The organism is Streptomyces sp. NPDC055966 (assembly GCF_042269865.1).
Lineage (GTDB): Bacteria > Actinomycetota > Actinomycetes > Streptomycetales > Streptomycetaceae > Streptomyces.
In genome coordinates this window covers 900047-926510 of sequence record NZ_JBHJYK010000001.1, presented here as the reverse complement: position 1 = coordinate 926510, position 26464 = coordinate 900047, and the positions used below count along the sequence as shown (strand labels likewise).

General features: G+C 73.2%; 17 protein-coding genes and 1 pseudogene. 5 read left to right on the top strand and 13 right to left on the bottom strand.

The genetic code is table 11. From position 1 onward, the window contains the following. Nucleotides 1-42: 42 nt before the first annotated feature. Nucleotides 43-1566, top strand: a complete 1524-nt coding sequence (locus ACFC8N_RS04300; RefSeq protein WP_376286196.1) for a hypothetical protein — start codon at nucleotides 43-45, stop codon at nucleotides 1564-1566. Nucleotides 1567-1624: 58 nt separating this feature from the next. On the opposite strand, the gene ACFC8N_RS04295 is transcribed toward ACFC8N_RS04300, so the two are convergent. The 4 genes from ACFC8N_RS04295 to ACFC8N_RS04280 form a co-directional block, all read right to left on the bottom strand. Then, nucleotides 1625-3301: a glycosyltransferase family 2 protein gene (locus tag ACFC8N_RS04295; RefSeq protein ID WP_376286193.1), complete on the bottom strand. Its 1677-nt coding sequence runs from the start codon at nucleotides 3299-3301 to the stop codon at nucleotides 1625-1627. Beyond that, entirely contained in the window at nucleotides 3298-5505 is a 2208-nt protein-coding gene (locus ACFC8N_RS04290) for a CDP-glycerol glycerophosphotransferase family protein (RefSeq protein ID WP_356031703.1), read from the bottom strand. Before ACFC8N_RS04290 ends, ACFC8N_RS04295 begins: the two co-directional genes overlap by 4 nt. 231 nt (nucleotides 5506-5736) lie before the next feature. After that, the gene (locus ACFC8N_RS04285) at nucleotides 5737-6561 is read right to left on the bottom strand and encodes an ABC transporter ATP-binding protein (protein ID WP_356031757.1); all 825 of its coding nucleotides are present in this window, start codon (nucleotides 6559-6561) and stop codon (nucleotides 5737-5739) included. A gap of 61 nt (nucleotides 6562-6622) precedes the next feature. Continuing rightward, a complete protein-coding gene (locus ACFC8N_RS04280) occupies nucleotides 6623-7534 on the bottom strand; it encodes an ABC transporter permease (RefSeq protein ID WP_356031701.1) in 912 nt (303 codons plus the stop codon). Between the two features lie 198 nt (nucleotides 7535-7732). Here ACFC8N_RS04280 and ACFC8N_RS04275 point away from each other — a divergent pair, with 198 nt between their 5' ends. After that, a complete protein-coding gene (locus tag ACFC8N_RS04275; protein WP_356031699.1) occupies nucleotides 7733-8359 on the top strand; it encodes a TetR/AcrR family transcriptional regulator in 627 nt (208 codons plus the stop codon). 25 nt (nucleotides 8360-8384) lie between these two features. Here ACFC8N_RS04275 and ACFC8N_RS04270 read toward each other — a convergent pair. From ACFC8N_RS04270 to ACFC8N_RS04255, 4 genes and pseudogenes are all read right to left on the bottom strand, one after another. Continuing rightward, nucleotides 8385-9247 (bottom strand): annotated as a pseudogene (locus tag ACFC8N_RS04270) (ADP-ribosylglycohydrolase family protein); the annotation flags it as partial. Nucleotides 9248-9297: 50 nt separating this feature from the next. Further along, nucleotides 9298-10278: a UDP-glucose 4-epimerase GalE gene (gene galE, locus ACFC8N_RS04265; protein ID WP_356031697.1), complete on the bottom strand. Its 981-nt coding sequence runs from the start codon at nucleotides 10276-10278 to the stop codon at nucleotides 9298-9300. A 117-nt stretch (nucleotides 10279-10395) separates the two neighbouring features. Then, nucleotides 10396-12081 (bottom strand): glycosyltransferase family 2 protein, encoded by a 1686-nt coding sequence (locus ACFC8N_RS04260; protein ID WP_376286277.1) that lies wholly within the window; start codon nucleotides 12079-12081, stop codon nucleotides 10396-10398. Between the two features lie 171 nt (nucleotides 12082-12252). After that, nucleotides 12253-12777 (bottom strand): MarR family transcriptional regulator, encoded by a 525-nt coding sequence (locus tag ACFC8N_RS04255; RefSeq protein ID WP_356031695.1) that lies wholly within the window; start codon nucleotides 12775-12777, stop codon nucleotides 12253-12255. A gap of 126 nt (nucleotides 12778-12903) precedes the next feature. Between ACFC8N_RS04255 and ACFC8N_RS04250 the strand changes: the two genes are divergently transcribed. Continuing rightward, nucleotides 12904-13317 carry an organic hydroperoxide resistance protein gene (locus tag ACFC8N_RS04250; RefSeq protein ID WP_356031693.1) on the top strand — a complete coding sequence of 138 codons (414 nt, stop codon included), beginning with the start codon at nucleotides 12904-12906 and terminating at the stop codon, nucleotides 13315-13317. On the opposite strand, the gene ACFC8N_RS04245 is transcribed toward ACFC8N_RS04250, so the two are convergent. The 5 genes from ACFC8N_RS04245 to ACFC8N_RS04225 form a co-directional block, all read right to left on the bottom strand. Continuing rightward, nucleotides 13307-15526: a CDP-glycerol glycerophosphotransferase family protein gene (locus ACFC8N_RS04245; RefSeq protein WP_376286186.1), complete on the bottom strand. Its 2220-nt coding sequence runs from the start codon at nucleotides 15524-15526 to the stop codon at nucleotides 13307-13309. The genes ACFC8N_RS04250 and ACFC8N_RS04245 overlap by 11 nt on opposite strands. Before the next feature lie 180 nt (nucleotides 15527-15706). Continuing rightward, nucleotides 15707-16615, bottom strand: a complete 909-nt coding sequence (locus tag ACFC8N_RS04240; RefSeq protein WP_376286183.1) for a carbohydrate ABC transporter permease — start codon at nucleotides 16613-16615, stop codon at nucleotides 15707-15709. Further along, complete coding sequence (locus ACFC8N_RS04235) at nucleotides 16612-17970, bottom strand: carbohydrate ABC transporter permease (protein ID WP_376286180.1); 1359 nt, start codon at nucleotides 17968-17970, stop codon at nucleotides 16612-16614. Before ACFC8N_RS04235 ends, ACFC8N_RS04240 begins: the two co-directional genes overlap by 4 nt. Nucleotides 17971-17977: 7 nt before the next feature. Next, nucleotides 17978-19363, bottom strand: a complete 1386-nt coding sequence (locus ACFC8N_RS04230) for an ABC transporter substrate-binding protein (protein WP_376286177.1) — start codon at nucleotides 19361-19363, stop codon at nucleotides 17978-17980. Between the two features lie 191 nt (nucleotides 19364-19554). After that, nucleotides 19555-23115 (bottom strand): FtsK/SpoIIIE domain-containing protein, encoded by a 3561-nt coding sequence (locus ACFC8N_RS04225; RefSeq protein WP_376286174.1) that lies wholly within the window; start codon nucleotides 23113-23115, stop codon nucleotides 19555-19557. A gap of 316 nt (nucleotides 23116-23431) precedes the next feature. Here ACFC8N_RS04225 and ACFC8N_RS04220 point away from each other — a divergent pair, with 316 nt between their 5' ends. Then, on the top strand, nucleotides 23432-25093 hold the full coding sequence (locus tag ACFC8N_RS04220; RefSeq protein WP_356031685.1) for a protein kinase: 1662 nt from the start codon (nucleotides 23432-23434) through the stop codon (nucleotides 25091-25093). A 143-nt stretch (nucleotides 25094-25236) separates the two neighbouring features. Then, the gene (locus ACFC8N_RS04215) at nucleotides 25237-26457 is read left to right on the top strand and encodes a serine/threonine-protein kinase (protein WP_356031683.1); all 1221 of its coding nucleotides are present in this window, start codon (nucleotides 25237-25239) and stop codon (nucleotides 26455-26457) included. Nucleotides 26458-26464: the final 7 nt, after the last annotated feature.

Below are 26464 nucleotides of genomic sequence, written 5' to 3'. Positions count from 1 at the left end.
CTTCTTGCCGACCCTTAAGAAACCTCGGCTAGGGTCAGCAGGATGCACGCCGCACCGTCTGACACCGAGCCCGTGAGCCGCACGGAGCCGCCGCAGAACCCCACCGCGCGGGCCGGCCGGGCTCTGCCCCAGGCCGTCGCCGCTCTCGTCGTGGTGCTGCTGCTCCTCGTGATCGTCCGCCTGCCCTGGGCGGGCGACCTCGGCATGCACGCGGCCACCATCGAGCGCCTGCGCCACAACCTGCTGCATCCCGGCAACCCGCTGGTCGACGCGGACACGCCGAGCCCGTACTACTCGCCGTGGATGCTGGTGCTGGGCCTGGTCGCCAAGCTGACCGGACTGTCGGTGTTCGTCGTCCTGCGCATCGCCGCGGTCGTCGGCCTCGGCCTGCTGGTCACGGGCGTGTGGCGGTACGTCCGCACCCTCAGTGCCCACCGCGCCGCGCCTGCCCTCGCCCTGCTGAGCCTGGTCCTGCTCTGGGGCCCGGTGCTGTTCAACTGGTCCGGGTTCGTGGGCCTGAACTCGCTGGCGCTGACGGTGTCGTACCCGAGCGTGTTCGCGATCGGCCTCACCTTCCACTTCTGGGCGTGGCTGACGCGCGCGCTGCGCGCGAGCGAGCCGGTGGCATGGGCGCGCTGGGCGGCGCTCGGTCTGCTGTGGGCCGTGATCCTGCTCAGCCACCAGTTCACCGGAGTCGTCTCGTCCCTGGGCGCGCTGGCCATGGTGATCGCGGCCCGGCCCTCCCGGCAGGTGCTGCTGCGGCTGGCCGCCGCGCTGGCGCTGGGCATGCTGCTGCTGGGCCTGTGGCCGTACTACGACTTCTTCTCCCTCTTCTCGGCGGGCTCGGACCTGGAGGCCATCCACAAGCCGCTCTACGAGCACCTGGCCGGGCACTTCGGCTTCGTCCTGCTGGGCGTGGCGGCCCTCGTCCTGCGCTTTCGGCGCGACCGCTGGGACCCGCTGGTGCTGTTCTTCGCCCTGGGCGCGCTGATGTTCGCCGCGGGCGGGCTGACCGGCCACTACTCCTGGGGCCGCGCGCTGCCCGCCGCGCTGATCCCGGCCCAGCTCGCGGCCGCGCTGGAGGCCGTGACGGCGGTGCGCAGCCGCGCGTGGGCGAGGACCGGCTGGGCGTGCGTGCTCGGCGCCGTACTGGCCGTGGGGGCGTGGACGCAGGCCGGGACGCTCGGGTACGTGATCCCGAAGAGCGCGCTGCCGTCGGCCGTCGCGGACAAGTACCACACGCCGTGGGTGGGCTACCACTGGATCACGCCGTGGGCGAAGTACGGCGACGTGGTCATGGCAGAGACGTTCCCGGCGCGGCAGATCCCCGCGTACGGGCCGTACACCGTGACGCCCGGCTATCCCGACTTCTTCCTGCCGGACGAGAAGCAGCGGGACGCGGCGGTGTCGCACTACTTCGCCACGGGCACGTCCGCCGCCGAACGGCAGGCGATCCTGCGGAAGTACCAGGTGCAGTGGGTCGTCGGGCCGAAGAGCCTGGCCGGACCCGGGTTGAAGAAGGTGACGACGGGTCCCGGGCACCAGGTCCTGTACCGCGTGCTGTGACGCCGGAAGGGGCGCGGGGAAGTCCCCGCGCCCCTTCGGCACAACGGCACCGGAACGGCTACCGGAGCACGCTCGACAGCAGCTTCGCCGCCTTACGGATCTTGGGCCGCGCCACCTTCTTGATGACCGGGCGGATCACCTTGGCCGTCACGCCCACCGGGCGCCAGCGGATCTGGAGGCGGCCGGGGTTGCGGCCCTCCGGCTCGATCGTGACGTCGTGCGGGGTCGCGCCCGAGCGGTACTCGATGCGTGCCGTGACCGCCGGGAAGTCCAGCGGGGCCAGCAGGACGCCCGAGTGCGCCAGACCCTGCTGCTGGAGCCGGATCTGCGGGTGACGCAGGCCCTCGAAGCCCTGGAGCGGGACGGGAGCCGCCGCCAGGTCCAGACGCACCGTGCCCTCGAAGAGGCCCGGGCTGACCGGGTCCAGGCGGAAGGGGACCGTCATCCGGCGGTTGCCGGGGGACAGCAGGAGGCTCGCCCGCTGCGGGCCCACCGGGAGGCGCAGGCCCGGGTCGTACGTGCGGATCGAGAGCGTCAGGGCGGCCCCGCGCTCGCGCTTCAGCTCCGTGATCTCGTGGCGGAACTGCGCGCTCGGGAACGGACGCGTGTCCAACTCCAGATCGGACAGGTCCAGTTCGCGGCGGGCGCGGTCGGTGGCCGGGACCTCGTCGCCCCAGTACGGGACGCCCGACGCGTCGGCCGTGACCTGGCGCGGTGCCACCTTGTCGCCGAGACCGCGCGCCGCGAGCTGGGCGTCGGCCAGGCGGCCGTCCCGCAGCAGCCCCAGCACCACCCGCTCCGGACGCGGCAGCCGGGCGTAGGCGCCGTCGGCCAGCGTGTCCAGGTACGGGTTCATGATCTCGGCGAAGGAGCGCATCCACTCCTCGTCGCGGTAGGGCAGGTCGCCCGCGTACATCCGGAAGTCGTGCTTGAGGAACTTGAAGTCCTTGTCCTCGCGCAGCCCCGCGTGCCCGCTCTCGACCAGGAAGTCGTCGATCATGCGCTGGACCTTGACCCGGTCCGCCACGTTCTGGACCTTGTGCCGCTGGTTGGAGATGGACGCCGAGGCGGCCGCCGCGAACGGGTCGATGTACCAGACGTACACCGGGTCCGGGATGATCGTGAACGCCGTCGCCAGGCAGTAGGCCTGGGCCGAGAACAGCTGGTCCTCGTAGTGGATGCCCTCGGGGAAGCGCAGGTCGTGCCGGTCGAGGAAGGACCGCGCGTACATCTTGCTCGTCGACAGGTGCTCGAACAGCAGGCGCGGGTCCTTCTCGATGCCCTCGACGGTGCGCCTCTCGGTCACCAGGTGGGGCATCCACGTCGAGCGCCTGCCGTTGTCCACCCGCACGCGGCGGACCGCGCCCATGGTGAAGTCGACCTCGCGCTCACGGTGCGCGGCGAGCAGCAACTCCACCGCGCGGGGCGGGAGTTCGTCGTCGCTGTCGAGGAACATCAGATACGGCGCCCGGGCGATCTCGACGGCCCGGTTGCGCGGGGCGCTGCAGCCGCCGCTGTTCTCCGGCAGCCGGAGGTAGCGCACGCGCTCGTCCTGCGCCTCCAGCCGGCGCGCCACGGTGGGCGTGTCGTCGGTGGAGTGGTCGTCACTGATGATGATCTCGATGTTCGCGTGCGTCTGTGCGCGCAGCGACTCCACGGCCCGGGGCAGGCGCTCCGCGTCGTTGAAGACGATGACCGTGACCGTGACGTCAGGGGTCGTGGTCGTGGTCGTCATGCCGAGGCCTCCTCGGGGGTCGGGGCGGGGGTGCGGTCCTCAAGCGGGAGCACCGGGGGCAGGGAGTCCTCCGGCTCGCCGAGGAACACCCGGCGTACGACCCGTTCGGCGGCGCGGCCGTCGTCGTACTCGCAGAAGCGGCGGCGGAACGCGGCCCGTGCCTTCGCCGCGCACTCGCCCTGCCAGGCGCCGGAGACGAAGATCTCCGTCAGCTCCTCCTGGGTGCGCGCGACCTGGCCGGGGTGGTCTTCCATCAGGTCGAAGTAGACACCGCGGGTGGTCCGGTAGGTCTCCCAGTCGTCGGCGTAGACGACGATCGGGCGGTCCAGGTTGGCGTAGTCGAACATGATCGACGAGTAGTCCGTGACCAGCGCGTCGGCGGCCAGGCACAGCTCCTCGACGGGGTCGTAGGAGGAGACGTCGATGATCCGGCCGGAGCGGCGCAGGCCGGTGAGCGGGGAGGCGGCGCCGCCGTAGAAGTAGTGCGCGCGCACCAGCAGGACCGTGTCCTCGCCGAGCCGGTCGGCGAATTCCGCGAGGTCCAGGCGGGGGGTGAAGCCGGCCTCGTAGTCGCGGTGGGTCGGGGCGTACAGCACGGCCTTCTTGCCGGGGGCGATGCCGAGGCGGCGGCGGGCGGCGCGGACGTCGTCGGCGGTGGCTGTGTAGAAGACGTCGTTGCGCGGGTAGCCGTAGTCCAGCGAGGTGAAGCGGGCCGGGTAGGCACGCTCCCACATACGGGTCGAGTGGCTGTTGGCGCTGACGCTGTAGTCCCACTTGTCGATACGGCCCAGCAGCGCGTCGAAGTCCAGGCCCTTGGCGGCGGCCGGGTGCTCCATCTGGTCCAGGCCCATGCGCTTGAGCGGGGTGCCGTGGTGGGTCTGGAGGTGGATCGCGTCCGGGCGCTTGACCACCGCGTTGGGGAAGTTGACGTTGTTCACCAGGTACTTGGCGGTCGCCATGGTCTCCCAGTAGCGGCGGGTGCCGGGGATGACGTAGTCGGTGCCGGGCGGCAGCAGGGCCTCGTTGCTCTTCGACACCACCCACACCGGGTGGATGTGCGGGGCCAGTTCGGCCATCTTGGCGGCGATCGCGGCCGGGTTGCAGGCCACACCGCGCTCCCAGTAGGCGGCGAACACGGCCAGGTGCGGGTTGACCGGGCGGCTCAGCGCGCGCTGGTACTGCTGGTCGCGCAGCCTGGCGCCCAGCTCCTTCTTCCGGCTCTTGACGGCCTTCTTGGCGGCGCGGCGGGTGCGGTTGGCGGCCTGGAAGGCGCGGTACTTGGTGTACGCGCCCTCCTCCAGCAGCGCGTGCCGCACGCCCTCCACGCCCGCCGGGCGCTCGTGGTTCTCGGGGCGCCAGCGGACGGCGACGAGGGAGGCGCGGCGGAAGAACTCGCGCGCGACCGCGTCGGGGAGGTTCTCGCCGGCGAAGGTGCGCACCAGGTCGCGCATCATCAGGTCGTACAGCACCGCGCGGGTGGCGCGGCGGTCCTTGGTGAGCGGGAGCAGCGACTCGTAGCGGTCGATGAGCGCGAAGCGGTCCTCGGGGTCGAGGGGCGGCAGGCTCTCGGGACGCAGCTCGCGGTTCTCGTACGCCGCCTGGTTCAGGCAGGCGACGCGGCCGGCGTGCAGCAGGGCCGCGTGGGCGGCCTGCGGCTCGTCGCCAGCGGTGAGCTGCTCCTCGTGCGCCCGCCAGAAGTCGGCGCGCAGCGCGCGGTTGCCGAGGATCGGGGTGAGGCGCAGCAGGTCGGCGGCCTCGTTCAGGGGGAGGCCCTCGCGGCCGACGGCGGCGAGCAGGCGGCCGTCGCGGGAGGCCCGGGCGGCGGTCTGCCAGGTGGTGACGACGTGGTCGAAGAGGAGCACGTCCACCGGGGCGCCGGGCTCGGCGTCGAGTTCGGCGGTGCGCTCGGCGAGCTGGCGCGGGGCGCCGGCGGGCAGGCCGTCCTTGGCGTGCACGAAGTGCAGCCAGCGGCCGGAGGCGCGGGCGGCGCCGGCCGCGCGGGCGGCGGCGTCCCCGGTGCCCTCCGGAAGGGGCACGACGATCGTCTCCGGAGCGTGGCCCTCGGCGGTCTCCCGGGCCCAGTCGCCGACCGCGGCGACGATGATCTCGGCGTCGAGGAGGGGGTGGGCTTCCACGGAGTCCAGCAGCTCTGTCAGGTGCCCCTGTGCGTTCGGTCCGTAGACGATGACGCTGAGTTGGGGCATCGCAGTGGACTCCTTAGATCGTCGGTTCAGGCCACCCTTCATAACATACTGTCACTAAGCGTATGAAAAGGATAACCGGGGTGGAGTAAGAGGGCGGCCGGATGAGGGGCCCAGAGTGGAAGACGAACTTCCGCGGCCTGGGGTTTCTCCCTACGTAACTTTCCAGCCGCCTTCTTACTGTCGTTCTTGTGATCTGCTTACTCAAGCCCTTGCGGGCCGCTTACCCGGGGGTCAGGCCGCCTTCTTCTTGGCGCCCTTCTCGCCGCTGAAGGCCTCGTACTCCTTCATGACGTCCTCGGTCGGGCCGTCCATGCGCAGCTCGCCGCGTTCCAGCCAGATGGTCCGCTCGCAGGTGTCGCGGATCGACTTGTTGTTGTGGCTGACCAGGAACACCGTGCCCGCCTTCTCGCGCAGCTCGCGGATCCGGTCCTCGGAGCGCATCTGGAACCTGCGGTCACCGGTGGCGAGGGCCTCGTCGATCAGCAGGACGTCGTGGTCCTTGGCCGCGGCGATGGAGAAACGCAGACGCGCGGCCATACCGGAGGAGTACGTACGCATCGGAAGGGTGATGAAGTCACCCTTCTCGTTGATTCCGGAGAAGTCGACGATGTCTTGATATCGCTCCCTGACCTCTTCACGGGACATGCCCATGGCGAGGCCGCCGAGCCAGACGTTGCGCTCGCCCGTGAGGTCGTTCATCAGAGCCGCGTTGACGCCGAGGAGTGAGGGCTGGCCGTTGGTGTAGATGTGGCCGTTCTCCACCGGGAGCACGCCGGCGATCGCCTTGAGCAGGGTCGACTTGCCGGAGCCGTTGGTGCCGATCAGGCCGACCGCCTCGCCCTTGTAGGCGACGAACGAGACCTTCTTCACGGCGTGCACCGTGCGCACGCCCGCCGCCTTCTCGGCCTGCTTGCGGCGCATGATGCGGTTGAGGGCGGCGGTGGCGGAGCCGCGGCCGGAGCCGGTGCCGTGGACGCGGTAGACGATGTCGACGTCGTCGACCACGATCGTGGGGACCGTCTTGGCCTTCGCGAGGCGCTCGTACCGCTCGCGCATCGCGCGTGCCTCCGGGGTCTCGCCCTCGTCGTCGCGGAGTTCGGGGTTCTGGGGAGTCTGCTCAGCCACGGCCGTACTTCTCCTCTGCCTTCCAGAAGTAGATGAAGCCGCCGACTCCGGCGACCAGGGCCCAGCCGACGGCGAGCGGCCACACGTGCGGGGGCAACTGCTTGGCGTGGAAGCTGGCGATCAGCGCGTAGCGCATGAGGTCGATGTAGACCGCGGCCGGGTTGCTCTCCAGCAGGATCGTGACGATGTGCGGCAGGTGGTCGCTCTTGGTGAGCTTGCTGATGCTCCACATCACGCCGGACATGTACATCCAGGTGCGCAGGATGAACGGCATCAGCTGGGCGATGTCGGGGGTCTTGGCGCCCAGCCGCGCCATGATCAGCGACATGCCCGCGTTGAACACGAACTGGAGGACCAGCACGGGGATCACCAACAGCCAGCTGAGGGAGATCGGCAGGCCGAAGCAGAGCAGGATGACGACCAGCGCGGCCATCGAGAACAGCAGCTGCTGGAGCTGCTGGATGCAGAAGGAGATCGGCAGGGCGGCGCGGGGGAAGTGCAGGGCGCGCACCAGGCCGAGGTTGCCGGAGATCGCGCGGGTGCCGACCTGGATCGAGCTCTGCGTGAACGTCCACACGAACACGCCGGTGACCAGGAACGGGATGTAGTCCGGCACGCCCTTCTTGGAGCCGAGCAGCACACCGAAGATGAAGTAGTAGACCGCGGCGTTCAGCAGCGGGGTCATGACCTGCCAGACCTGGCCGAGCTTCGCCTCGCTGTACTGCGCGGTGAGCTTGGCGGTGGCGAAGGCGGTGATGAAGTGGCGCCGGTTCCACAGCTGGCGGACGTACTCGGGCAGGGTCGGGCGGGCACCGCTGACCGTCAGGCCGTGCCGGGCGGCGAGGGCCGAGAGATCGTCTTCCGGGACCTGGGTGGGGGGCGGTGTGTCGAGGACCTGGCTCACATCCGCTGCTTTCGCTCGGGGGAGGGGGGTGCGCGTCCGGCCGGCCGCCGGGCGTCGAAGTCGGTCGTCCGACGTTTTCTTACGCTTCTCTTCACGTTCTCTTACGTCGGGACGCGACCGTATCGTCGCAACGCGAGAGTAGAGCCAATCGACGTCGGAACGCAACCGTATCGTCGTCGCGCACCTATGCTGTGAGTCATGACGACGAACGCCGACGAGATCCCGAAGCGTGCACGCCGCAGGACGCCTGCCGGGGCCGCCGTGCTCCGGGAGGACGTGACCGAGGCCATCCGGGCCGCGGTCTTCGAGGAGCTCGCGGCGGTGGGCTACGCCCGCATGTCCATCGAGGGCATCGCGCGGCGGGCGGGCGTCGGCAAGACCGCCGTGTACCGCCGGTGGCGTTCCAAGCTGCACCTGGTGCTCGACGTGGTCTCGGCGATGGCGGTCCTGGGCCTCCCGGCCCCGGACACGGGCGCCCTGGAGAGCGACCTCCGCCTCCTGTACGAGGTCACGTCCCGCGCCCTGCGCCATCCGGTGGCCTCGCAGATCATCCCCGACCTCCAGGCCGAGGCGGCCCGCAGCCCCGAGATCGCCGAGGCCTTCCAGAAGGCCCTGCGCGACGGCCAGGAGGGCGTGGCCAGCAAGATCCTCGCGGCGGCGGAGGCGCGGGGCGAGGTCCGGCCAGGCATCGACCCCGACCTCGCCCTGGACCTGGTCTCGGGCCCCCTGTACTGGCGCGCGGTGGTGATCAGGTCCCCGAAGCCGCCGAAGGGCTACCTGGAGAGTCTGGCCCGGGCCACGGCGGGCGCGCTGAAGGCTCTGTAGACGCGCGGCGCGGGGGTCGCGTGGGTTACGGGGCGTACGGGGCGAGGAGCCCGCGGGCCAGTTCCGTCAGGTCCGCGGCCCGCAGCACGCGCTCGCCGAAGCCCGGCAGCGGTACGTGCAGGGGTTCGGTCCAGCGGGCCGGGATCGCGCTCGGGCCGTACACCGCGCCCGCCCGCGCCCCGGTGACCGCCGCCACCGTGTCCGTGTCGCCGCCGAGATCGACCGCCGCGCGGACCGCTTCCTCGTACGAGCCCGTGGTCCGCAGGGCCCAGACCGCCGAGCCCAGGCACGGCCAGACGGCGCCGTTGCTGTGTTTTCCGGGGGACACCCCCAGACCCCCGGCGTCGCCTGATCGGGGTGCCGGTCGGGGGCGAGGACCACGGCGTAGCGCTCACGGTGGGCGGGGTGCAGGGCGCTCAGGGTGTCCGGTACGGCCGTGAGCGGGTCCGCCCCGGCCGGGGCCACCCGGACCAGCTCGTGCAGGACGGCCGTGCCCTCCCAGGCCGCCGGATCCCCGTGTGTGAGGGCGGAGAGGCGGCGGGCGGCGGTCATCGTCGCGTCGCGGCCGTGCCGGGCGAAGTGGACCGCCGAGGGTGCCGCCCGCATCAACGCGCCGTTGCCGGCGGCCCGTTGACTGACCTCGAAGTGGCGCAGGGCGGCCGTGTCCCACGGGTCGCCGCCGGTCAGGACGGCCTCCGTCTGGAGGCCGACGTCCTTCGGGCCGGCGGCCGCCCAGCGCCGGAAGCGGGCGAAGACGTCCGGCAGGTCCAGACGGCCGCGCGCCAGCAGGGACTCGGCGGTCAGGACCGCCAGCTGCGTGTCGTCCGTGGCCTCGCCCGGGTCCCAGCCGCCGCCCCCGCACGTCTCGCCGCCCGCTCCCGGCCGAGGGCGCGGTCGGCGAGACGTGCGGGGCGGGAACCGGCGGTCATGCCCGCAGGCTAGTCACGGGCCGCCTCGGGGTGGTGGTGGACCCAGCCCTCCCAGGCCGAGGTGATCATGTCCTGGACGTCGTACTTGGCCTGCCAGCCCAGTTCCGTGGCGATCCGCTCCGCCGAGGCGACGACACGCGCGGGGTCGCCGGGGCGGCGCGGAGTGACCGTCGGGGGGCGGTCGTAGCCGGTGACCGCGTTGATGCGGTCGATCATCTCGCGCACCGACACGCCCTCGCCGCGGCCGATGTTCAGGGTCAGGTCCGTGCCGGGGGCGGAGCTCAGGGCGCGGGCGACGGTGACGTGCGCCTCGGCCAGGTCGACCACGTGGATGTAGTCGCGCACGCAGGTGCCGTCCGGTGTGGCGTAGTCGTCGCCGAAGATACGCGGCGGCGCGCCCTCGGTGAGCTTCTCGAAGACCATCGGGATCAGGTTGAAGACCCCGGTGTCGGCGAGTTCGGGGGTGGCCGCGCCCGCCACGTTGAAGTAGCGCAGGGACGCGGTGGACAGGCCCGTCGCCTTGCCCGTCGCACGGACCAGCCACTCACCGGCCAGCTTCGTCTCGCCGTACGGGGACATCGGGACGCAGGGGGTCTCCTCCGTCACCAGGTCGACGTCCGGCATGCCGTAGACCGCCGCCGAGGAGGAGAACAGGAAGGACGGCACCTCCGCCGCCGTGACCGCCTCCAGGAGCACCCGCAGGCCTTCCACGTTCTCCCGGTAGTAGTGCAGCGGGAGGTCCACCGACTCGCCCACCTGCTTCTTCGCCGCGAGGTGCACGACCCCGCTGATCTCGTGCTCGGCGAGGGTGCGGGCCACCAGCTCCGCGTCCAGCGTGGAGCCCCGCACCAGCGGGACGTCCGCCGGCAGGCGCTCGGCGATGCCCGTGGACAGGTCGTCGTACACGACCGTGCGCTCGCCCGCCTCGGTCATCGCTCGTACGACGTGTGCCCCGATGTATCCGGCACCGCCGGTGATCAGCCAGGTCATGGAAAGGCCGTCCTCTTGTCCGTTGGCCCGTGGAACCGCTCGGTGGAGCAGCGGGCGTCTTTCAGTGAAGCAGCAGATGTGGGGGTGCGTGACGCTACACGCGTGCGTACCGGCTGTTTACCGGCGCAGCAGGCGCTTCAGGCGCCTCCGGGCCACCCGTGCCGCGCCGCCCGCGCCGCTCGCCAGCCGCACGGCCAGCGCGCCGGAGTGCGTCGCGTACGGCTGCACCAGCAGCACACCGTGCCGCAGGCTCGGGACGGCACGGCGGCGCAGCCGGCCGGCGCCCGTCGTGGCGTGCGCCGTGATCTCCCGCCGCGCGCCGTCCGCGAAGTGCACGGTGAGCCGCAGATCCCAGGTGCCCGCGCCGAGCACCGCCAGATCGACCGGCACCTCGGCCGTCCAACTGCCCGCGTCGGCATCCGCGTTCGCGGCCGCGCCCGTGCCGGAGGGGGTGAGCGGGACCGTCGTACGCCCCCGCGTGTGCTCGATGTCCCCGCGGTTCTCGCGCGCCACCCACTCCACGTCCAGCCCGCCCGGGCCGGCCTCGGCGACCCGGCCGTACAGCTCGTGCAGCCGCAGGCGCACCCGCGCGCCACGCGCGCGTGCGTCCAGTTCCGCGTCCACCGTGATCGGCAGGGTAGCGGTGGGGCGGGTCAGGAGCGGCGTCAGGGAGACCTGGGGGAGGTCCGCGGACCAGACGGGGAGACCGTCGCCGTCGCGGGCGTACGGCGGCAGCAGACGCGCCGGGCGCGCGGCGAGCTCCCGCAGGCGCGGCAGGTCGCGCGGCTCGGGCGCCTCAAGGACGACGCGCGCGAGCACGCGGCCCGGCGCACCCGGGTCCAGCTCCCAGTCGGCGGCGTCGTAGCGCGCGAGGTACTCCTTGGTGTGCTTCCACCACGCGCGCTGGTAGTCCGCGTCGCGCAGCCCCAGTTCGCGCGCGTACATCCGCACCTCGTGGTCGAGGAACTTCGCCCGCGCCGCCCGCGCCAGCTCCTTCTGCCCGGCGTTCAGCAGCGTCTCGTACGCCAGCGCGCACGCCTCCGTGCGCGCCTGCCAGTTCTCGATGCGCTCCCGGTCCAGCGAGAGCGACAGCCGCTCGGCGGACCGGCGCACGTGCCACACGTACACGCGGTCCGGGACGAGCGCCATGCGCGGGTCGGCGGCCAGCACGCGCGAGGTGAAGACGATGTCCTCGTAGAGGAAGCGGCCGTCGGGGAAGCGGATGCCGTGTTCGCGCAGGAAGTCGGTGCGGTACAGCTTGTTGACGCACAGCGTGTCGTGGACCAGTCGGGGGCGCTCGGTGGGGCGCGCGAGGACCGTATGCGCCGTGTAGAGGGGCTCCTGCCAGGGCGTCTCGCGCCCGGAGGGCAGCTCCCGGCGCACGCACAGTCCGCCCGTGACCTCGGCGCGCGCCCCCGTGGCCGCCGCCAGCAGCGCGTCCACCGCACCGGCCGGCAGCACGTCGTCGCTGTCCAGGAACATCACGTACGGTGCGGTCACCGCCTCGATGCCGTCGTTGCGCGGGCTGCCGCAGCCGCCGCTGTTCACCGCGCGGCGCACCACCCGCAGCCGGGGCTCCTCGGCGGCCAGCCGGTCGAGCAGGTCGGCGCTGCCGTCCGTGGAGCAGTCGTCCACGGCGACGACCTCGGCGACGGCCGGACCCTGCGCGAGCGCCGAGCGCACGGCATCGCCCACATGAGCGGCGTCGTTGTAGCCGATGACGATCACACCGACCTGCGCCGGCCGTGCCGGTGCGGTGGGCGTCTCGGTTGGCTCAGGCGTGCTGTGCGGGTCAGGTCGCATGGGGTCCACGGGCCGGGAGCGTAGAAATCTTCGGTAATACCCGGTTAAGAAAGGCTTACGGCTCGGCCCGGAAGATGATCGGAATCAGCCTCGGGTTCCGCTTTTCGCGTCCTCTTTTCATCACCTGTGCCGTCCGCCACAACCGGATGAACGAGCGTACTGCGGCAGCCGTCACGATCCCGTCGCGGGCGAGCCCCCGTCCCGGCTCGCCAGCGCCGCCGCGTCCAGTGTGCCGGTGAGCTGGTCCAGGCGGTCGCGCAGGTCGGCGATCTCGGCCGGATCGAAGCCGGTCGCGGCGACGATGCGGCGCGGCACCTCCCGGGCCCGTTCGCGCAGGGCCGTGCCCTCCTCGGTGAGCCGGACCCGGACCGAGCGCTCGTCCTCGGCGCTGCGCTCCCGGCGTACCAGACCGGCCGCCTCCAGCCGCTTGACCAGCGGAGACAGCGTGCCGGAGTCGAGCCGCAGATGTTCGCCGAGCTGCTTGACCGGCAGGTCGCCCTGCTCCCACAGGACCAGCATCACCAGGTACTGCGGGTACGTGAGCCCGAGGTCCTTGAGGACGACGCGGTAGACGCCGTTGAAGGCGCGGGACGCGGCGTGCAGGGAGAAGCAGATCTGGCGGTCCAGGCGGAGCCAGTCGGACTCGGCGTCCGCGGGGGCGCCGGCGGTGTCGGTGGTGGGGGTCGTGGCGGTCATGGGTCCAGGGTAGCTCTTGCGGGTCATTTGATTGCGCACAATTTAATTGTGTGCTCTACTTGTGGTCGTGAGGCGGCCAGGACAGGTGGCCGCCGCAACACCGACTCCGTAAAGGGAATGGTTCTCATGGACGCGCTCTACACCGCTGTCGCCACCGCCACCCACGGCCGCGACGGTCGTGCCATCTCCTCCGACGGCAAGATCGACCTCAAGCTGGCCCCGCCGGTCGAGCTGGGCGGCAACGGCGAGGGCACCAACCCCGAGCAGCTCTTCGCCGCCGGTTACGCCGCGTGCTTCGGCAGCGCGCTCGGTCTCGTCGGCCGGCAGGCGAAGGTCGACGTCAGCGACGCCGCGGTGACCGCCGAGGTGGGCATCGGCAAGCAGGGCGAGGGCTTCGGGCTGAAGGTGACGCTGCGCGTCGAGCTGCCCGACACCGTGGACGAGGAGACCGGCCGCAAGCTGGTCGAGACCGCCCACCAGGTCTGCCCCTACTCCAACGCCACCCGCGGCAACATCGAGGTCGACCTCGTCATCGAGTGACCCGCACACCCCCGGAAGGCTGCGGCACGGTGACCGCCGGGGCGCGTGTGCAGGCCGACGGCACCGGATGGCGCTCCGCGAGCGGCACCACCGCCGGCAGCGCCTCCGGCGGCTGGCCGAGCATCACATGCCGTACGACGCGTTCGGCGGCGCGCCCGTCGTCGTACGGGCAGAAGCGCTCGCGGAACGCCCCCCGCAGCTGGGCCGAGCGCGAGCCGCGCCAGTGGCCGCTCGCGAAGATGTCGGCCAGCTCGTCCTCGCTGCGCGCGACCGCGCCCGGCGGGAACGCCCGCAGGTCGAAATAGGCACCACGGGCCGCCTCGTACGCCGCCCAGTCGGCGGTGTGCACGACGATCGGCCGGTCCAGGCACGCGTAGTCGAACATCAGCGACGCGTAGTCGGTGAGCAGCGCGTCCGAGGCCAGGCAGAGGGACGGCACGCTCGGGTGGTCGCGGACGTCGATGATCCGGCCGCCCCCGGCGCCCGGGTCGTAGGGCGTGCGCGCCAGGATCACGAAGCGCGGGCCGAGGCGGCGGGCGATCCCCGCCAGGTCGATCAGCGGGCCCTGGGTGCGCCGGTGGTCGCGGTGGGCCGGCGCGTACAGGATCGCGACCGCGCCGGGCGGGACGCCGAGCGACTCGCGCAGCCGGGTCACGTCCGCCGAGGTCGCCCGCTGGAAGACGTCGTTGCGCGGGGCGCCGTACTCCAGCGTGCGGTACCGGCCCGGCAGGACCCGCTCCCAGACCAGCGTCGCGTGCCGGTTGCCGGACAGGACGTGGTCCCACTGGTCGACGGCCCGCATCAGCGCCGCGAAGTCGGTGTCCCGGGCCGCCGCCGGGCGTTCCAGCAGGTCCAGGCCCATGTGCCCGAGCGGCGTGCCCTGCCCGGTCCGGATCACCACCTGCCCGCGCCGCTTGCGCAGCCGCCGCTCCAGGACGTCGTCCGTGACCAGGTACGCGGAGCGGGCCAGCGCCGTCCAGTAGGCGGCCGTGCCCGGACGGATGTGGCGCGGGCCCGCCGGGAGGGCGTGCCGCTGCTCGGGGCGGGCGAGCCACGCGGTCCGGATGTGCGGGGCGTGGGCGCGCAGCGCCTCCTCCAGCGCACCCGGGTCGCCGGGGCCCGCCTCGGCGGAGAACACCGCCCGGTCGGCGCGCACCGGCAGCAGCAGCTGGACGCGGTAGTGCAGCCGCAGTGCCCCGGCGTGCAGGGCGCGGGCCAGCTTCACCGCCGTCCTCAGCGTGCGCCGGCGCGCGGCCGAGGCCAGCCGGAGCGCGCGGAAGGTGCGGCGCAGCCCGAAGCGGACCAGGGCGTGGCGCGGCCGCATCCGGGCGCCGGGGATGCGGTACTGGCGGTAGTGGGCGCGGGCCCGGCGCAGGAACTCGGCGTGGCTGCCGCGCGGCAGCCGGCCCCGCCTGGTGCACACCGCCGCGTAGTGGTCGATCATCCGGCGGAACAACTCCGGCCGCCACCGGTCCAGTTCGGGATGCTCCGCAAGGTAGGCGAACACCCGGTCGTACTGCGTGAACAGGTCGAAGTGGCGACGCTCGGCGCCGGCGCGGACACTGCCCCGGCGCCGCTGCCGGTAGTGCACGCAGACCCGGTCCAGGGTGGCGATCGACTCCGCCGCCATGAGCACCGGGAAGGTCCAGGGGGTGTCCTCGTAGGAGCCCGGCGGGAAGGCGAAGCCGTGCCGCTCGACGAACTCCCGCCGGCAGGCCTTGTTCCAGGCCACCGTCAGCACCCTGAGCACGGCCGGCCGGTCGGCCAGCCGGAACGGCGCGGGGCCCTCCCCGGCGAGCCGGCCGGCGAGCTGGTTGCGCACCTGGCGGCCGTCCCAGTACGTGCGCGCGTAGTCGTACACGAGGACGTCCGGCTCCCCGGTCTCCTCGATCCGGTCGGCGAGCGCCCGCAGCGCGTCCGGGGCGAGCGTGTCGTCGCCGTCCAGGAAGACCAGGTAGTCGCCGCCCGCCTCCGCCATCCCCGCGTTCCGGGCGCTGCCGAGCCCCTGGTCCTCCGCCAGGTGGACGGCCTTCACGCGCGCGTCCCCGGCCGCGTACTCGTCGATGAGCGCGCCGCAGGCGTCCGGTGAGCAGGCGTCCACGGCGATCAGTTCCAGATCCGCACACGACTGCGCGAGCACCGAGTCCAGGCACTCGGACAGATAGGCCTGGACCTGGTACGCGGGGACAATGACACTGAACCTGGGCAAGGGGCATCCATCGGTGGTCGATCGGCGCGGGGGGTCTGACCAGGAACGGCCGTTGGAGTGAATTGGTTACGGCGGCGTACGGCATGTGGGGGACCGCGCGGGAACGGCGAAGGGGCGGGCCCGGTGAGACCCGCCCCTCGGCAGAGACCCGCCCCTCGGCAGAGGGCCGCTGCAGGGCCGCTACTTCACCGCGCCCGCCATCACCCCGGACACGAACTGCCGCTGGAACGCGAAGAACACGGCCAGCGGGATCACCATGGAGATGAACGCGCCGGGCGCCAGCACGTCGACGTTGTTGCCGAACTGCCGTACCTGCGTCTGCAGGGCGACCGTGATCGGCTGGGTGCCCGACTTGGTGAACACCAGCGCGACCAGCATGTCGTTCCACACCCACAGGAACTGGAAGATGCCGAGGCTCGCGATCGCGGGCCCGCCGAGCGGCATCACCACCCGGGCGAACAGCCGCAGTTCACCGGCGCCGTCCAGCCGGGCCGCCTCCAGCAGCTCGCGCGGGATCTCCGCGAAGAAGTTCCGCAGCAGGAACACCGCGAACGGCAGCCCGAAGCCGGTGTGGAACAGGATCACGCCGAAGATCGTCCCGAACAGGCCGATCTTCCCGAACAGTTCGGCGATCGGGATCAGCGCCACCTGCACCGGCACCACCAGCAGGCTCACCACGCCCAGGAACCACCAGTCCCGGCCCGGGAACTCCATCCACGCGAACGCGTAGCCCGCGAGGGAGCCGACCACGACGACCAGGACGGTCGCCGGGACGGTGATCAGCACGGTGTTCCACAGGGAACTGGTGATGTCGCCGTTCTCCAGCAGCTTCTGGTAGCTGTCGAAGGTCAGCTGGGACGGCTTGGTGAACACCGTCCACCAGCCGCTCGCGCTCATGTCCTGCGGGGAGCGCAGCGAGGCCAGCAGCAGACCGACGGTCGGCACCAGCCAGAACAGGCCCACGAGGATCAGGAAGACGCGGACCAGGCCGCCGCCGAGCCGCTGCGCGATGCGCGAGCCGAGGGACTCCTTCGCCCCCGCCGTCCGGGCGGGTCCGGCTTTCGTCGTGCTTTTGGCGGTCGCCGTCATCGCCGTACCTCCCGCTCCCGCCGCAGCCGCCGGATGTTGAACGCCATCACCGGGATCACCAGCACCAGCAGCAGCACCGCGATGGCGCTCGCGACGCCCGGCTGGTCCTCGGCGAAGCCCCTGCGGTACAGCTCCAGGGCGAGCACGTTCGCGTCGGCCTGGGAGGAGCCCGGGGCGATGATGTAGACGAGGTCGAACACCTTCAGCACGTTGATCATCAGCGTGACGGTGACGACCGCGAGGACGGGCGCCAGCAGCGGCACGGTGACCTTGCGGAACACCTGCCACTCGGTGGCGCCGTCCACCCGCGCCGCCTCCAGCAACTCCCGGGGCACGCCCGCGAGTCCGGCCGCGATCAGCACCATCGCGAAGCCCGCCCACATCCAGACGTACGCCCCGATGATCGCCGGGGTGACCAGCGTCGGGCCGAGCCACGAGACCCCGTTGTACGGCTCCCTGAAGTTGCTCGCAGGAAGCCTGAGCCGAGCCCCGTCGGCAGACGCGGGCAGCGTGAAGGTGCCGTCGCCGGCGGCCTTGGTGGAGGCGACCACCCGGCCGTCCTTCACCGCCTCGATCCGCATCCCGGCGTAGCCCGGCTCGGACGGGTCGGGCACGCCGAGCCGGCCGACGCCCTTGCCGCGGGTGAAGTCCTGCCAGGTGGTGCCGGTGATCTTCCCCGGCTCCGGCCTCGCGGCCACGGCCCTCTTCGCGCCGTCCGGCATCTGGTCGGGGGCGACGCCGACGAGGGGGAGGGTGACGCTCTGGCCCGTGTGGACGGCCGCCTTGGTGATGAAGCCGCCCTGCTGAGCGACGAGGGGCGACTCGCGGCCCGGGTGGGCGTTCGGGAACGCCGACGACTGCGCGAAGGTGTCGTGCACCCCCACCCACACCGCGTTCGCGACGCCCTTGTGCGGATCCTGGTCGTACACCAGCCGGAAGATGATCCCGGCCGCCAGCATCGAGATCGCCATCGGCATGAAGACGACCAGCTTGAACGCCGTTCCCCAGCGCACCCGTTCGGTCAGCACCGCGAAGACCAGGCCGAGCGCGGTGGAGACCGTCGGCGCGAACACCACCCAGATGACGTTGTTCTTGAAGGCCGTGCGGATGCTGTCGTCCGAGAAGAGCGTCTTGTAGTTGTCGCCTCCGGCGAAGCCGTGGCCGGAGTTGTCCACGAAACTGCGGACCAGCGAGTACCCGATGGGGTAGACCACGAGCGCGCCGAGCAGCACCAGGGCGGGCAGCAGGAACAGCGCTGCCACGGCCCGGCGGGTGCCGGTCACGCTCTTGCGGCTCTTGGCGGAGGGGGGTGCGGCGGGACCCGGTGGGGTCCCGGCCGCCGCTGCCGACGCCATCGCCGGGTCAGCTCCCGCTTCCGTACGCCGCCGCCGCGTCCTTCTCCAGCTTCGCCTGGGTGCCCGCCACGTCCGACGGGTTGCGCAGGAAGTCCTGGAGGTCCTTCCACTCACCCTTGCCCGGGGTGCCGCCGAAGGCCTGCGGCGCCTGGTCGGACATGTCGAAGCGGAAGTCGTCACCGGACGCGATCAGCGCCTTGGCGATCTTCTGCTGCACCTCGTTCGGGTACGCCGAGACCGGCACGTTCTTGTTCGGCGAGAGATAGCCGCCGAGCCTGGCCTGGATCGTCGCCGCGTCCGGGGAGGCGAGGAAGGTGACCAGGGCCTGGGCCGCCTTGGAGTCCTTCAGGATGACCGCCGCGTCGCCGCCGGAGACCACGGGCGCGCTCGCGCCGACCGCCGGGAACGGGAACACCTTCGCGTCCGTGCCCACCTTCGCCTTGGTCTCACCGATGTTGACCTGCACGAAGTCGCCCTCGTAGACCATCGCGGCCTTCGGCTGGTCGCCGCCGGTGAAGGTCTGGGTGACCGAGGCCGGGAACTCGGTCTGCAGCGCCCCGCTCTGCCCGCCCGCGAGGTAGTCCTTCTTGCCCCAGATCTGCGCGAGCGTTTCGAGGGCCTGCTTGACCGACGGATCCGTCCACTTGATCTTGTGCTGGGTGAGCTGGTCGTACTTCGCGGGCCCCGCCTGGGACAGATAGACGTTCTCGAACCAGTCCGTCAGCGGCCAGCCGTCCGCGCCCGGCACCGAGAACGGCGTGACCCCGGAGTCGTAGACCGCCTGCGCGGTGGTCAGCAGGTCCTTCCAGGTCTTCGGTTCCTTGGCGCCCGCGTTCGCGAAGACCTTGGCGTTGTACCAGATCAGCGACTTGTTGGCGGCCTTGTAGTAGACGCCGTACTGCTTGCCGTCGACCTTGCCGATGTCCTGCCAGCCCTGTGAGTAGTTCTTCTGCAGCTCCTTCAGGGCGTCCGCTCCGAGCGGTTTGGCCCACTTCTGCTGTACGGCCTGTTTGATGGCGCCGGGCTGCGGCAGCATCGCCACGTCCGGCGGCTGGCCGCCCGCGATCTTCGAGCCGAGGAAGTTGATGATCGGGTCCTGGGCGGGCACGAAGGTGACCTTCGCGCCGGTCCGCTTCTCGAACTCGGCCAGCACCTGCTTGAAGTTGCTCTGCTCCTGGCCGGTCCAGACGGCGGCGATCTCCAGGGTGGCGCCGTTCAGCTTGGGGAGGCTGACGGTGGAACCGGTCGGGGTGGTCCCGCCGCCCTGCTTCCCCGTGTCGCTCTTGTCGCCGCCGCCGGAGCACGCGGAGAGCGCGAGGGCTCCCGCGAGCAGGGCGGTGACCGTGGTGACGGTCCTGCGTGTCCGGATGGTGCTGCTGCTCCTGCTGCGCATCACTTCCCCGTTCGTCGTTCTCCGTTGAACGTCAAGAAGACTGTCCCGTGCGGTCCGGTGTACGACGGGCCGCTCAGGGCGGGCAAGAGCGCCTGCGGGGCCGGAGCGGTCATCGTGACCGGCTCGTGACCGAGAGTGTATGCGAGCGGGTTCGAGACGAACGTGAAACGCGCGTCGGCGCGAGGGGGCGGTCAGAGCAGGGACGGCACCTGGGCCGCCGACACCTCCCGGGCCGCCCGCTCCACCGCGCTCGCCAGCAGCGCCAGGTCCGTCGGGCCGTTGCCCAGCTCCCGCACCGGACGGCGGGCCGGCGGGTCGCCCATGCGGGCCCAGTCCAGCGGGACGACCGTGGGCCGCTGGGTCGCGGTGCGCGGGATACGGCCCGTCACCCGGCCCGCCTGGAATCCGGTGGCCCGGCCGCCGGGGGCCGCCAACCGGCCGCGCCCCGGCGCCGGTTCGTCCGGACCCGTCGTCGGGGCGTCCAGCACGACCCGCAGCGTGGCCCGGCGCGCCGGCTCCGTCTCCGCCGTACGGCCCCCCGCACCGGCCGCCGCCACCAGGTGCACGCCGAGCCGCTCGCCCTCCCGGGCCACCGCCTCCAGCGCCCGCATCACCGACCCCGCGGCCGGCCGGCCGGGCGAGCCGAGCGCGGGCGAGACCAGCGCGTCCAGATCGTCGACGACCACCACGAGCCGGGGCAACGGCGGTGCCGCCTCGGCCCGCCCGCGCGCGGCGGCGCCCGGCCGCAGCCGCAGGGTGGAGCTGGGCGGGGCCTCTATGTCCCCGGAGGAACCGGCCGAGGCCGTGCGCTGCGCCACGATACGGCCCGACAGCGTGCGCCCCGCGTGCCACTCGGCGAAGTCCGACCGGCCCAGCAGCTCCGCGCGCCGCTTCAGCTCGGCGGCCAGCGACTGGGCGAACTCCCGCATCCGCACGGGGTCGTTGGCGATGAGGTGGGTGGTGACATGCGGTATGTCGGTGCACGCGCGCAGCCCTTCACCGCGCCCGGCGCCGCCCCCGGCCCCGTCCCGCCCGTCGATCAGCACGACGCCCAGCCGGTCCGGCCGCTCGGCGGCGGCCAGCGAGGCCACCAGGGAGCGCAGCAGCTCCGTACGACCGCTGCCGGCCGGCCCCTCGACCAGCAGATGCGGCCCGTCGGCCACCAGGTCGGCGGTGAGCGGCCCGCGCGGCCCGGCACCGAGCACCGCCCGCGCCCGGCCGCCGAGCGCCTGCGTGTCGTCGGCGGCGTCCGCCCAGCGCGCCATCAGCGACGCCGGGGTGGCCCGGGCCAGCCCCAACTCGTCCAGCAGGCGGGCCGACTGGGGCAACGGCGTGGCCACGCGCGCGTGCGGCTCGACGACCGGGCCGTCCGGGCGCAGCGGCGCCAGCGCCCGCGCGAACCGCTCCGCCCAGGCGCCGGAGACGGCGTCGACGGCGGCGAGCACCCCGGGACCCACCGGCCCGCCGGGCGCGACCCGCACCAGATGCAGCGCGGTCGCGACGTCCCCGCCGAGCAGTGCCACGGCACCGCAGTGCCGCAGAGTCGGCGTCGCCGAGCAGGCCGCCTCGTACGTCGCCGCCACGGGGGACTCCGCCGACGCGGGGCCGGTCTCTGCGAGACACACCACGTGCACCCCGACCCGCGGCCCGGCCACGGCCAGCCGCGCGAGAGCTTCCCGCAGGGCGGTCCCGCCGGGGTCGCCGTCCACGACGACGACCGTGTAGGGGCCGGGGAAACCGCCGGCACCGGCGAGATCCGCGCCGTCCTTCGCCCAGGAGGGGCGGCGCTCGGCGGCGGGGAAGCCGGTGTGCCCCGGGACGCCGGGCAGGGGGTGGCCGGCCGCCTGCTCATGGGCGGGCAGGCCGTGGGCCACGGCGGCCGAGCCGTGGGCGGACCGGCGCGGCGCGGGTGAGGGCGAGCCGGACGGGGGGAAGCCCGGGGCGTCCGGCGCGGCGTCCCGGACCAGGGCGGCGGACGTACCGGAGGCGCCGGGTGCGGCCGGGCCGCCGGGGCGGGCCGCGGTGCCTGGGGCTGCGGGCGCGCCCGCCGGGGTGCTCCGGGCGGGCGGACCCGCCGGTGAGGTCGTGGCGAGGGGCTCCGGGAGCGTGGCGCGCACGGCTGCGGCGCCCGGCGCTGTGCCGCCGGTGCCGGGCGCCGGGGCACCGGCGGGGTGGGCCGCGCTTCTGCCGGTGGCCGTGTGGTCGTCCAGCCGGCGCAGCAGTTCCTCCGCGCGGGCCGCGGCCTGCTCGCGGTCGTAGGCCAGCAGGAGGCGGCAGTCCTGGCCGTGGCCCGGCCGTACGTGCGGGAGCCAGCCCAGCCAGGACCACTCGGCCGTGCGCTCCTCGACGGGCCGGGAGCGGTCGGCGCTGATCAGCACGATCTCCAGCAGATCGGGGGAGTGCATCGCGGCGAGCTGGGCCAGCACCGCGCGGGCCAGCCCGGACAGCCGGGGGCGCGGACCGGCCAGGCCCAGCGAGCCCGCCTCGCGCAGCGCCGCCGTCACCGGCACGGCAGGCAGCAGGCCCGAGCCGTCCGGCGCGCTCCGGTCGGCCGTGCCGACCCGTACGGTCAGCGCCTCCGGGTGGCCCGGCCCGCGCTCCCACAGCCGGGGCCCGGGACCGAGCGCCGTCAGCAGCAGGGCGGCGGGATCCGGCCAGGTCTCCGGCTGCCGCGGGGCGTCGGCCACGGGGGCGGTGCCGGGGGAGCGGTCCACCTCGGTGTCGTACGACTCCGCGCCCTCCGGGTGCTCCGCGCGGCCCCCGGCCAGGCGCCGGGCCCACTTGCCGAGCCCGCGGCGCCGGGCGCTGTGCGGGGCGTCGGTGCCCCGGACCGGGGTGTTCTTCCGGCCGCCGCCCGGCGGTTCCTCGCCCGCCCCGGCGATGCCGAAGCGCCCCGCGTGCGTGTCCCCGCCGAAAGCCGTGTCGCGCGCGCTCTCGATCCGCGGCGCCCCGCCCTGCCCGGGCACCAGGGGTGACTCCGCACGCCCGTGCTCCGGTCCCGCACCCCCGGAGACACCGCCGTCGGCGCGGGCGCCGCCCGCGTCCGGCGAGGTGTCCGGGGCGCTGTCGTGCGCCGCGTCGCCGGTGACCCGCAGGCACCCCTCCCCGTCCGGCACCGTGTCCACCCGCGCCCCCGGCCCGGCGGCCGGGGTGACCCGCAGGGCCGACTCGCCGATGCGCAGCAGCCCTCCGGCCGGGACCCGCACCGGCCGCTCGCCGATCCGCACGCCGTCGAGCGCCGTGCCGTTCGTGGAGCCGAGGTCGGCGACCGAGACGCGGCCGTCGGCGCCGACCGTGACCGCGCAGTGCAGCCGGGAGACGTCGGGGTCGTCCAGGGGGACGTCGGCGTCGGCCGAGCGGCCCACGCTGATCCGGCCGCCGTGCAGCAGATGGACCCCGCCCGCGTCCGGACCCGCGACGACGTGCAGCTGGGTCGGCGCGTCGTCCAGCTCGGGGTGCGGCTCGGCCGCCGCGGGAGCGCCGAGGGACAGCACGGCGCCGTCGACCAGCGGGGGCTCGCCGAGGGTGCAGCGGCGCGGGTCCAGGCGCTCGGTGCCGGCGTACAGGACGAGGCCCGGGGCGGAGGCGGCCTGGCCCTGGCCGGCCTCCGTGCCGACCGCCCCGGCCAGCGCGGACGCGACCGCGGCCAGATCCGTGCCCGTGGGCGCCGTGACCAGCACGTCGCGGCTCGCGGCGCGGCCCCGCTGCGGGGCCGGGCCCAGCGGGTCTACGACGGTCAGCCGGATCTGCATCCCCACCCCAACACGAGCACGTCGGCCAGTACTGGAAGGCATCCTCGCACCTGCCACTGACACCGCGCCCCGCACCCGGTAACAAGTGATCTTGATTGGTCGGCTCTGCCCCCAAAAGTGCCTGACCAATGGTTCGCCGGCGATCACTTGAGATCGGTCACGTCCGCTCCCCGGCAACCGACACACCGGTGCGCGCGTCTTTCCGTCGAACACATCGAACATCCTCGGGAACGCTTACGTAGTGCCAAGGAAGGCGGCACTACAGTGGGTCGGAACACCGGCAGTGAAGGCAAGCAAGCAGCAGGGAGCGCGTGACGTGCGGCCAGTCGGCAGCAAGTACCTGCTTGAGGAGCCGCTCGGACGCGGCGCCACAGGCACCGTCTGGCGTGCCCGCCAGCGGGAGACCGCGGGCGCGGAGGCGGCTGTGCCCGGGCAGCCCGGCGAGACGCTCGCGATCAAGGTCCTCAAGGAGGAGCTGGCGAGCGACCCGGACATCGTGATGCGCTTCCTGCGCGAGCGCTCCGTGCTGCTCCGGCTCACCCACCCCAACATCGTCCGGGTCCGCGACCTGGTCGTCGAGGGTGATCTGCTGGCCCTGGTCATGGACCTCGTCGACGGCCCCGACCTGCACCGCTACCTGCGCGAGAACGGCCCGCTCACGCCGGTCGCCGCCGCGCTGCTGACGGCCCAGATCGCCGACGCGCTCGCCGCGAGCCACGCCGACGGGGTCGTACACCGCGACCTGAAGCCCGCCAACGTGCTGCTCGCGCAGAACGACGGCCGGATGCACCCGATGCTGACCGACTTCGGCATCGCCCGCCTCGCCGACTCCCCGGGACTGACCCGCACCAGCGAGTTCGTCGGCACGCCCGCGTACGTGGCGCCGGAGTCCGCCGAGGGCCGCCCGCAGACCTCCGCGGTCGACATCTACGGCGCCGGCATCCTGCTGTACGAGCTGGTCACCGGCCGCCCGCCGTTCTCCGGCAGCACCGCGCTCGAAGTCCTGCACCAGCACCTGAGCGCCGAGCCGCGCCGCCCCTCCACCGTCCCGGACCCGCTGTGGACGGTCATAGAGCGCTGCCTGCGCAAGAACCCCGACGACCGGCCGAGCGCCGAGAGCCTCGCGCGCGGGCTGCGCGTCGTCGCCGAGGGCATCGGCGTGCACGCGAACGCGGCGCAGATCGCGGCCGCCGAGGGCGTGGGCATGCTGCTCGCCCCCGACCCGGCGCCGACGGCCGTACCGGGCGTGCCGGGCGCCGCCGATCCCACCCAGGTGCTGCCGACGAACGCCCCGCAGGCGTACGACCCGAGTGCCGCGACGAGCGTCCTGCCGCACACCGGCGGCCCGGCCGGCGCCGCCGACCCCACCGCCGTACTGCCGAACACGGGGGCCCCCGACCCGACGGCGGTGCTGCCCGGCACCGGCCCGCAGGGACAGCAGCCCGACCAGCCGCACCCCTGGCAGAACCAGCTGCGTGCCGCCCGGGACCGCAACGAACAGACGCAGGTCCAGTACCTGGCCCCGGAGGACGACCCGCTGCGCCACCGGCCGCAGCGCCAGGTCGCCCGGCCCCAGCAGCAGCCGCGCCAGGCTCCCCAGGCCCGTCCCCAGCAGCCGCAGCCGCGCGGCCGGCAGCAGGGCTACCAGCAGGGCTACGGCTACGGACAGCAGCAGCCCCAGCAGTACGCCCCGCCGCAGCAGCCGCAGCGGTACGCCCCGGAGCCGCAGCGCCCCGCGCGCGAGCCGCGGGAACCGCGCCGGCGCAGCGCCAACCCGATGAAGATCCCGGGACTCGGCTGCCTGAAGGGCTGCCTGTTCACGATCGTCATCCTGGTCGTGGCGAGCTGGCTGATCTACGAACTGACCCCGCTGCACACCTGGATCGGCCAGGGGCGCAGCTACTGGCACGAGGTGAGCCACTGGGTCGGCCAGGTCAGCAAGTGGGCGAAGGACCTCGGCGGCTCGTCGGGCAATTGATCCCGGAACGCCCGCAACCCGACCGCGAGTTTGCGGATTTGTCGACATCTGGCGGGTGATTTCCGTCTCCGCGGTGAAGGTTGGCTCCTCGGACGCGTAGTTTTGACGACACCACGCGACAACGCGCGCCTGTAGGAGCAGTCTTGGCACGGAAGATCGGCAGCCGGTACACCGCGAACCAGATCCTGGGGCGGGGCAGCGCCGGCACGGTGTGGCTGGGCGAGGGACCGGACGGACCCGTCGCCATCAAGATGCTGCGCGAGGACCTCGCCTCCGACCAGGAGCTCGTCGGACGCTTCGTCCAGGAGCGCACCGCGCTGCTCGGCCTGGAGCACCCGCACATCGTCACCGTGCGCGACCTCGTGGTCGACGGCAACGACCTGGCTCTGGTCATGGACCTGGTACGCGGCACCGACCTGCGCACCCGGCTGGAGCGCGAGCGGCGACTCGCCCCCGAGTCGGCCGTGGCGATCGTCGCCGACGTCGCCGACGCGCTCGCGGCGGCCCACGCCGCCGGGGTCGTCCACCGGGACGTCAAGCCCGAGAACGTCCTCCTCGACATGCAGGGGCCCCTGGGGCCGGGCGGGTCGCACCCCGCCCTGCTGACGGACTTCGGCGTCGCCAAGCTGATCGACTCGCCGAAGCGGACCAAGGCCACGAAGATCATCGGCACGCCGGACTACCTGGCCCCGGAGATCGTCGAGGGCCTGCCCCCGCGCGCGTCCGTCGACATCTACGCCCTCGCCACCGTCCTGTACGAGCTGCTGGCCGGCTTCACCCCGTTCGGCGGCGGCCACCCGGGCGCGGTGCTGCGCCGCCATGTCACCGAGACCGTCGTCCCGCTGCCCGGCATCCCCGAGGAGCTGTGGCAGCTGATCGTGCAGTGCCTGGCCAAGGCGCCCGCCTCCCGGCTGCGGGCCTCGGAGCTCGCGGCACGGCTGCGCGAGCAGCTCCCGACGCTGGCCGGGATGCCGCCGCTGGAGGTGGACGAGCCGGACCAGGCCGAGGAGCCGGCGGAGCAGGAACCGGCGGCCGCGCCGGCCGAGCCGGCCCGGCGCCGGGGCGCGGTCTCGCTGGTGCCGGGCGCCAAGCCGGACTCCAACCGGGACACGCACACCTCGATGCGGGTGCCGGGCCCGGACGAGCTGGCCGGCGGCGCCCACGGGACCGCGCGCGCTCCCCGGGCCACCGGTGCGCCCCGGCCGGGTTCGGCCCGCCACCGGGCGGTGGTGCGCCGGCGCCGGATCACGCTCGGTGTGGCCGGGGCGGTCGTGGCGGCGGTGGTGGGCGTCGGCGCCTACGCGGCCTCCTCCTCCGGCGACGACGGGCCGGCCCGGGACACCCACAGCACGCAGGCGCCCTGACCGCGCC

Excerpts from the sequence above, each read along its gene's own strand:
- ACFC8N_RS04225 (WP_376286174.1), bottom strand. The coding sequence starts at position 23,115 with ATGCAGATCCGGCTGACCGTCGTAGACCCGCTGGGCCCGGCCCCGCAG.
- galE (WP_356031697.1), bottom strand. The coding sequence starts at position 10,278 with ATGACCTGGCTGATCACCGGCGGTGCCGGATACATCGGGGCACACGTC.
- ACFC8N_RS04230 (WP_376286177.1), bottom strand. The coding sequence starts at position 19,363 with ATGCGCAGCAGGAGCAGCAGCACCATCCGGACACGCAGGACCGTCACC.
- ACFC8N_RS04295 (WP_376286193.1), bottom strand. The coding sequence starts at position 3,301 with ATGACGACCACGACCACGACCCCTGACGTCACGGTCACGGTCATCGTC.
- ACFC8N_RS04300 (WP_376286196.1), top strand. The coding sequence starts at position 43 with ATGCACGCCGCACCGTCTGACACCGAGCCCGTGAGCCGCACGGAGCCG.
- ACFC8N_RS04240 (WP_376286183.1), bottom strand. The coding sequence starts at position 16,615 with ATGACGGCGACCGCCAAAAGCACGACGAAAGCCGGACCCGCCCGGACG.
- ACFC8N_RS04260 (WP_376286277.1), bottom strand. The coding sequence starts at position 12,081 with ATGCGACCTGACCCGCACAGCACGCCTGAGCCAACCGAGACGCCCACC.
- ACFC8N_RS04255 (WP_356031695.1), bottom strand. The coding sequence starts at position 12,777 with ATGACCGCCACGACCCCCACCACCGACACCGCCGGCGCCCCCGCGGAC.
- ACFC8N_RS04290 (WP_356031703.1), bottom strand. The coding sequence starts at position 5,505 with ATGCCCCAACTCAGCGTCATCGTCTACGGACCGAACGCACAGGGGCAC.
- ACFC8N_RS04285 (WP_356031757.1), bottom strand. The coding sequence starts at position 6,561 with ATGCGCGAGCGGTACGAGCGCCTCGCGAAGGCCAAGACGGTCCCCACG.
- ACFC8N_RS04275 (WP_356031699.1), top strand. The coding sequence starts at position 7,733 with ATGACGACGAACGCCGACGAGATCCCGAAGCGTGCACGCCGCAGGACG.
- ACFC8N_RS04250 (WP_356031693.1), top strand. The coding sequence starts at position 12,904 with ATGGACGCGCTCTACACCGCTGTCGCCACCGCCACCCACGGCCGCGAC.
- ACFC8N_RS04235 (WP_376286180.1), bottom strand. The coding sequence starts at position 17,970 with ATGGCGTCGGCAGCGGCGGCCGGGACCCCACCGGGTCCCGCCGCACCC.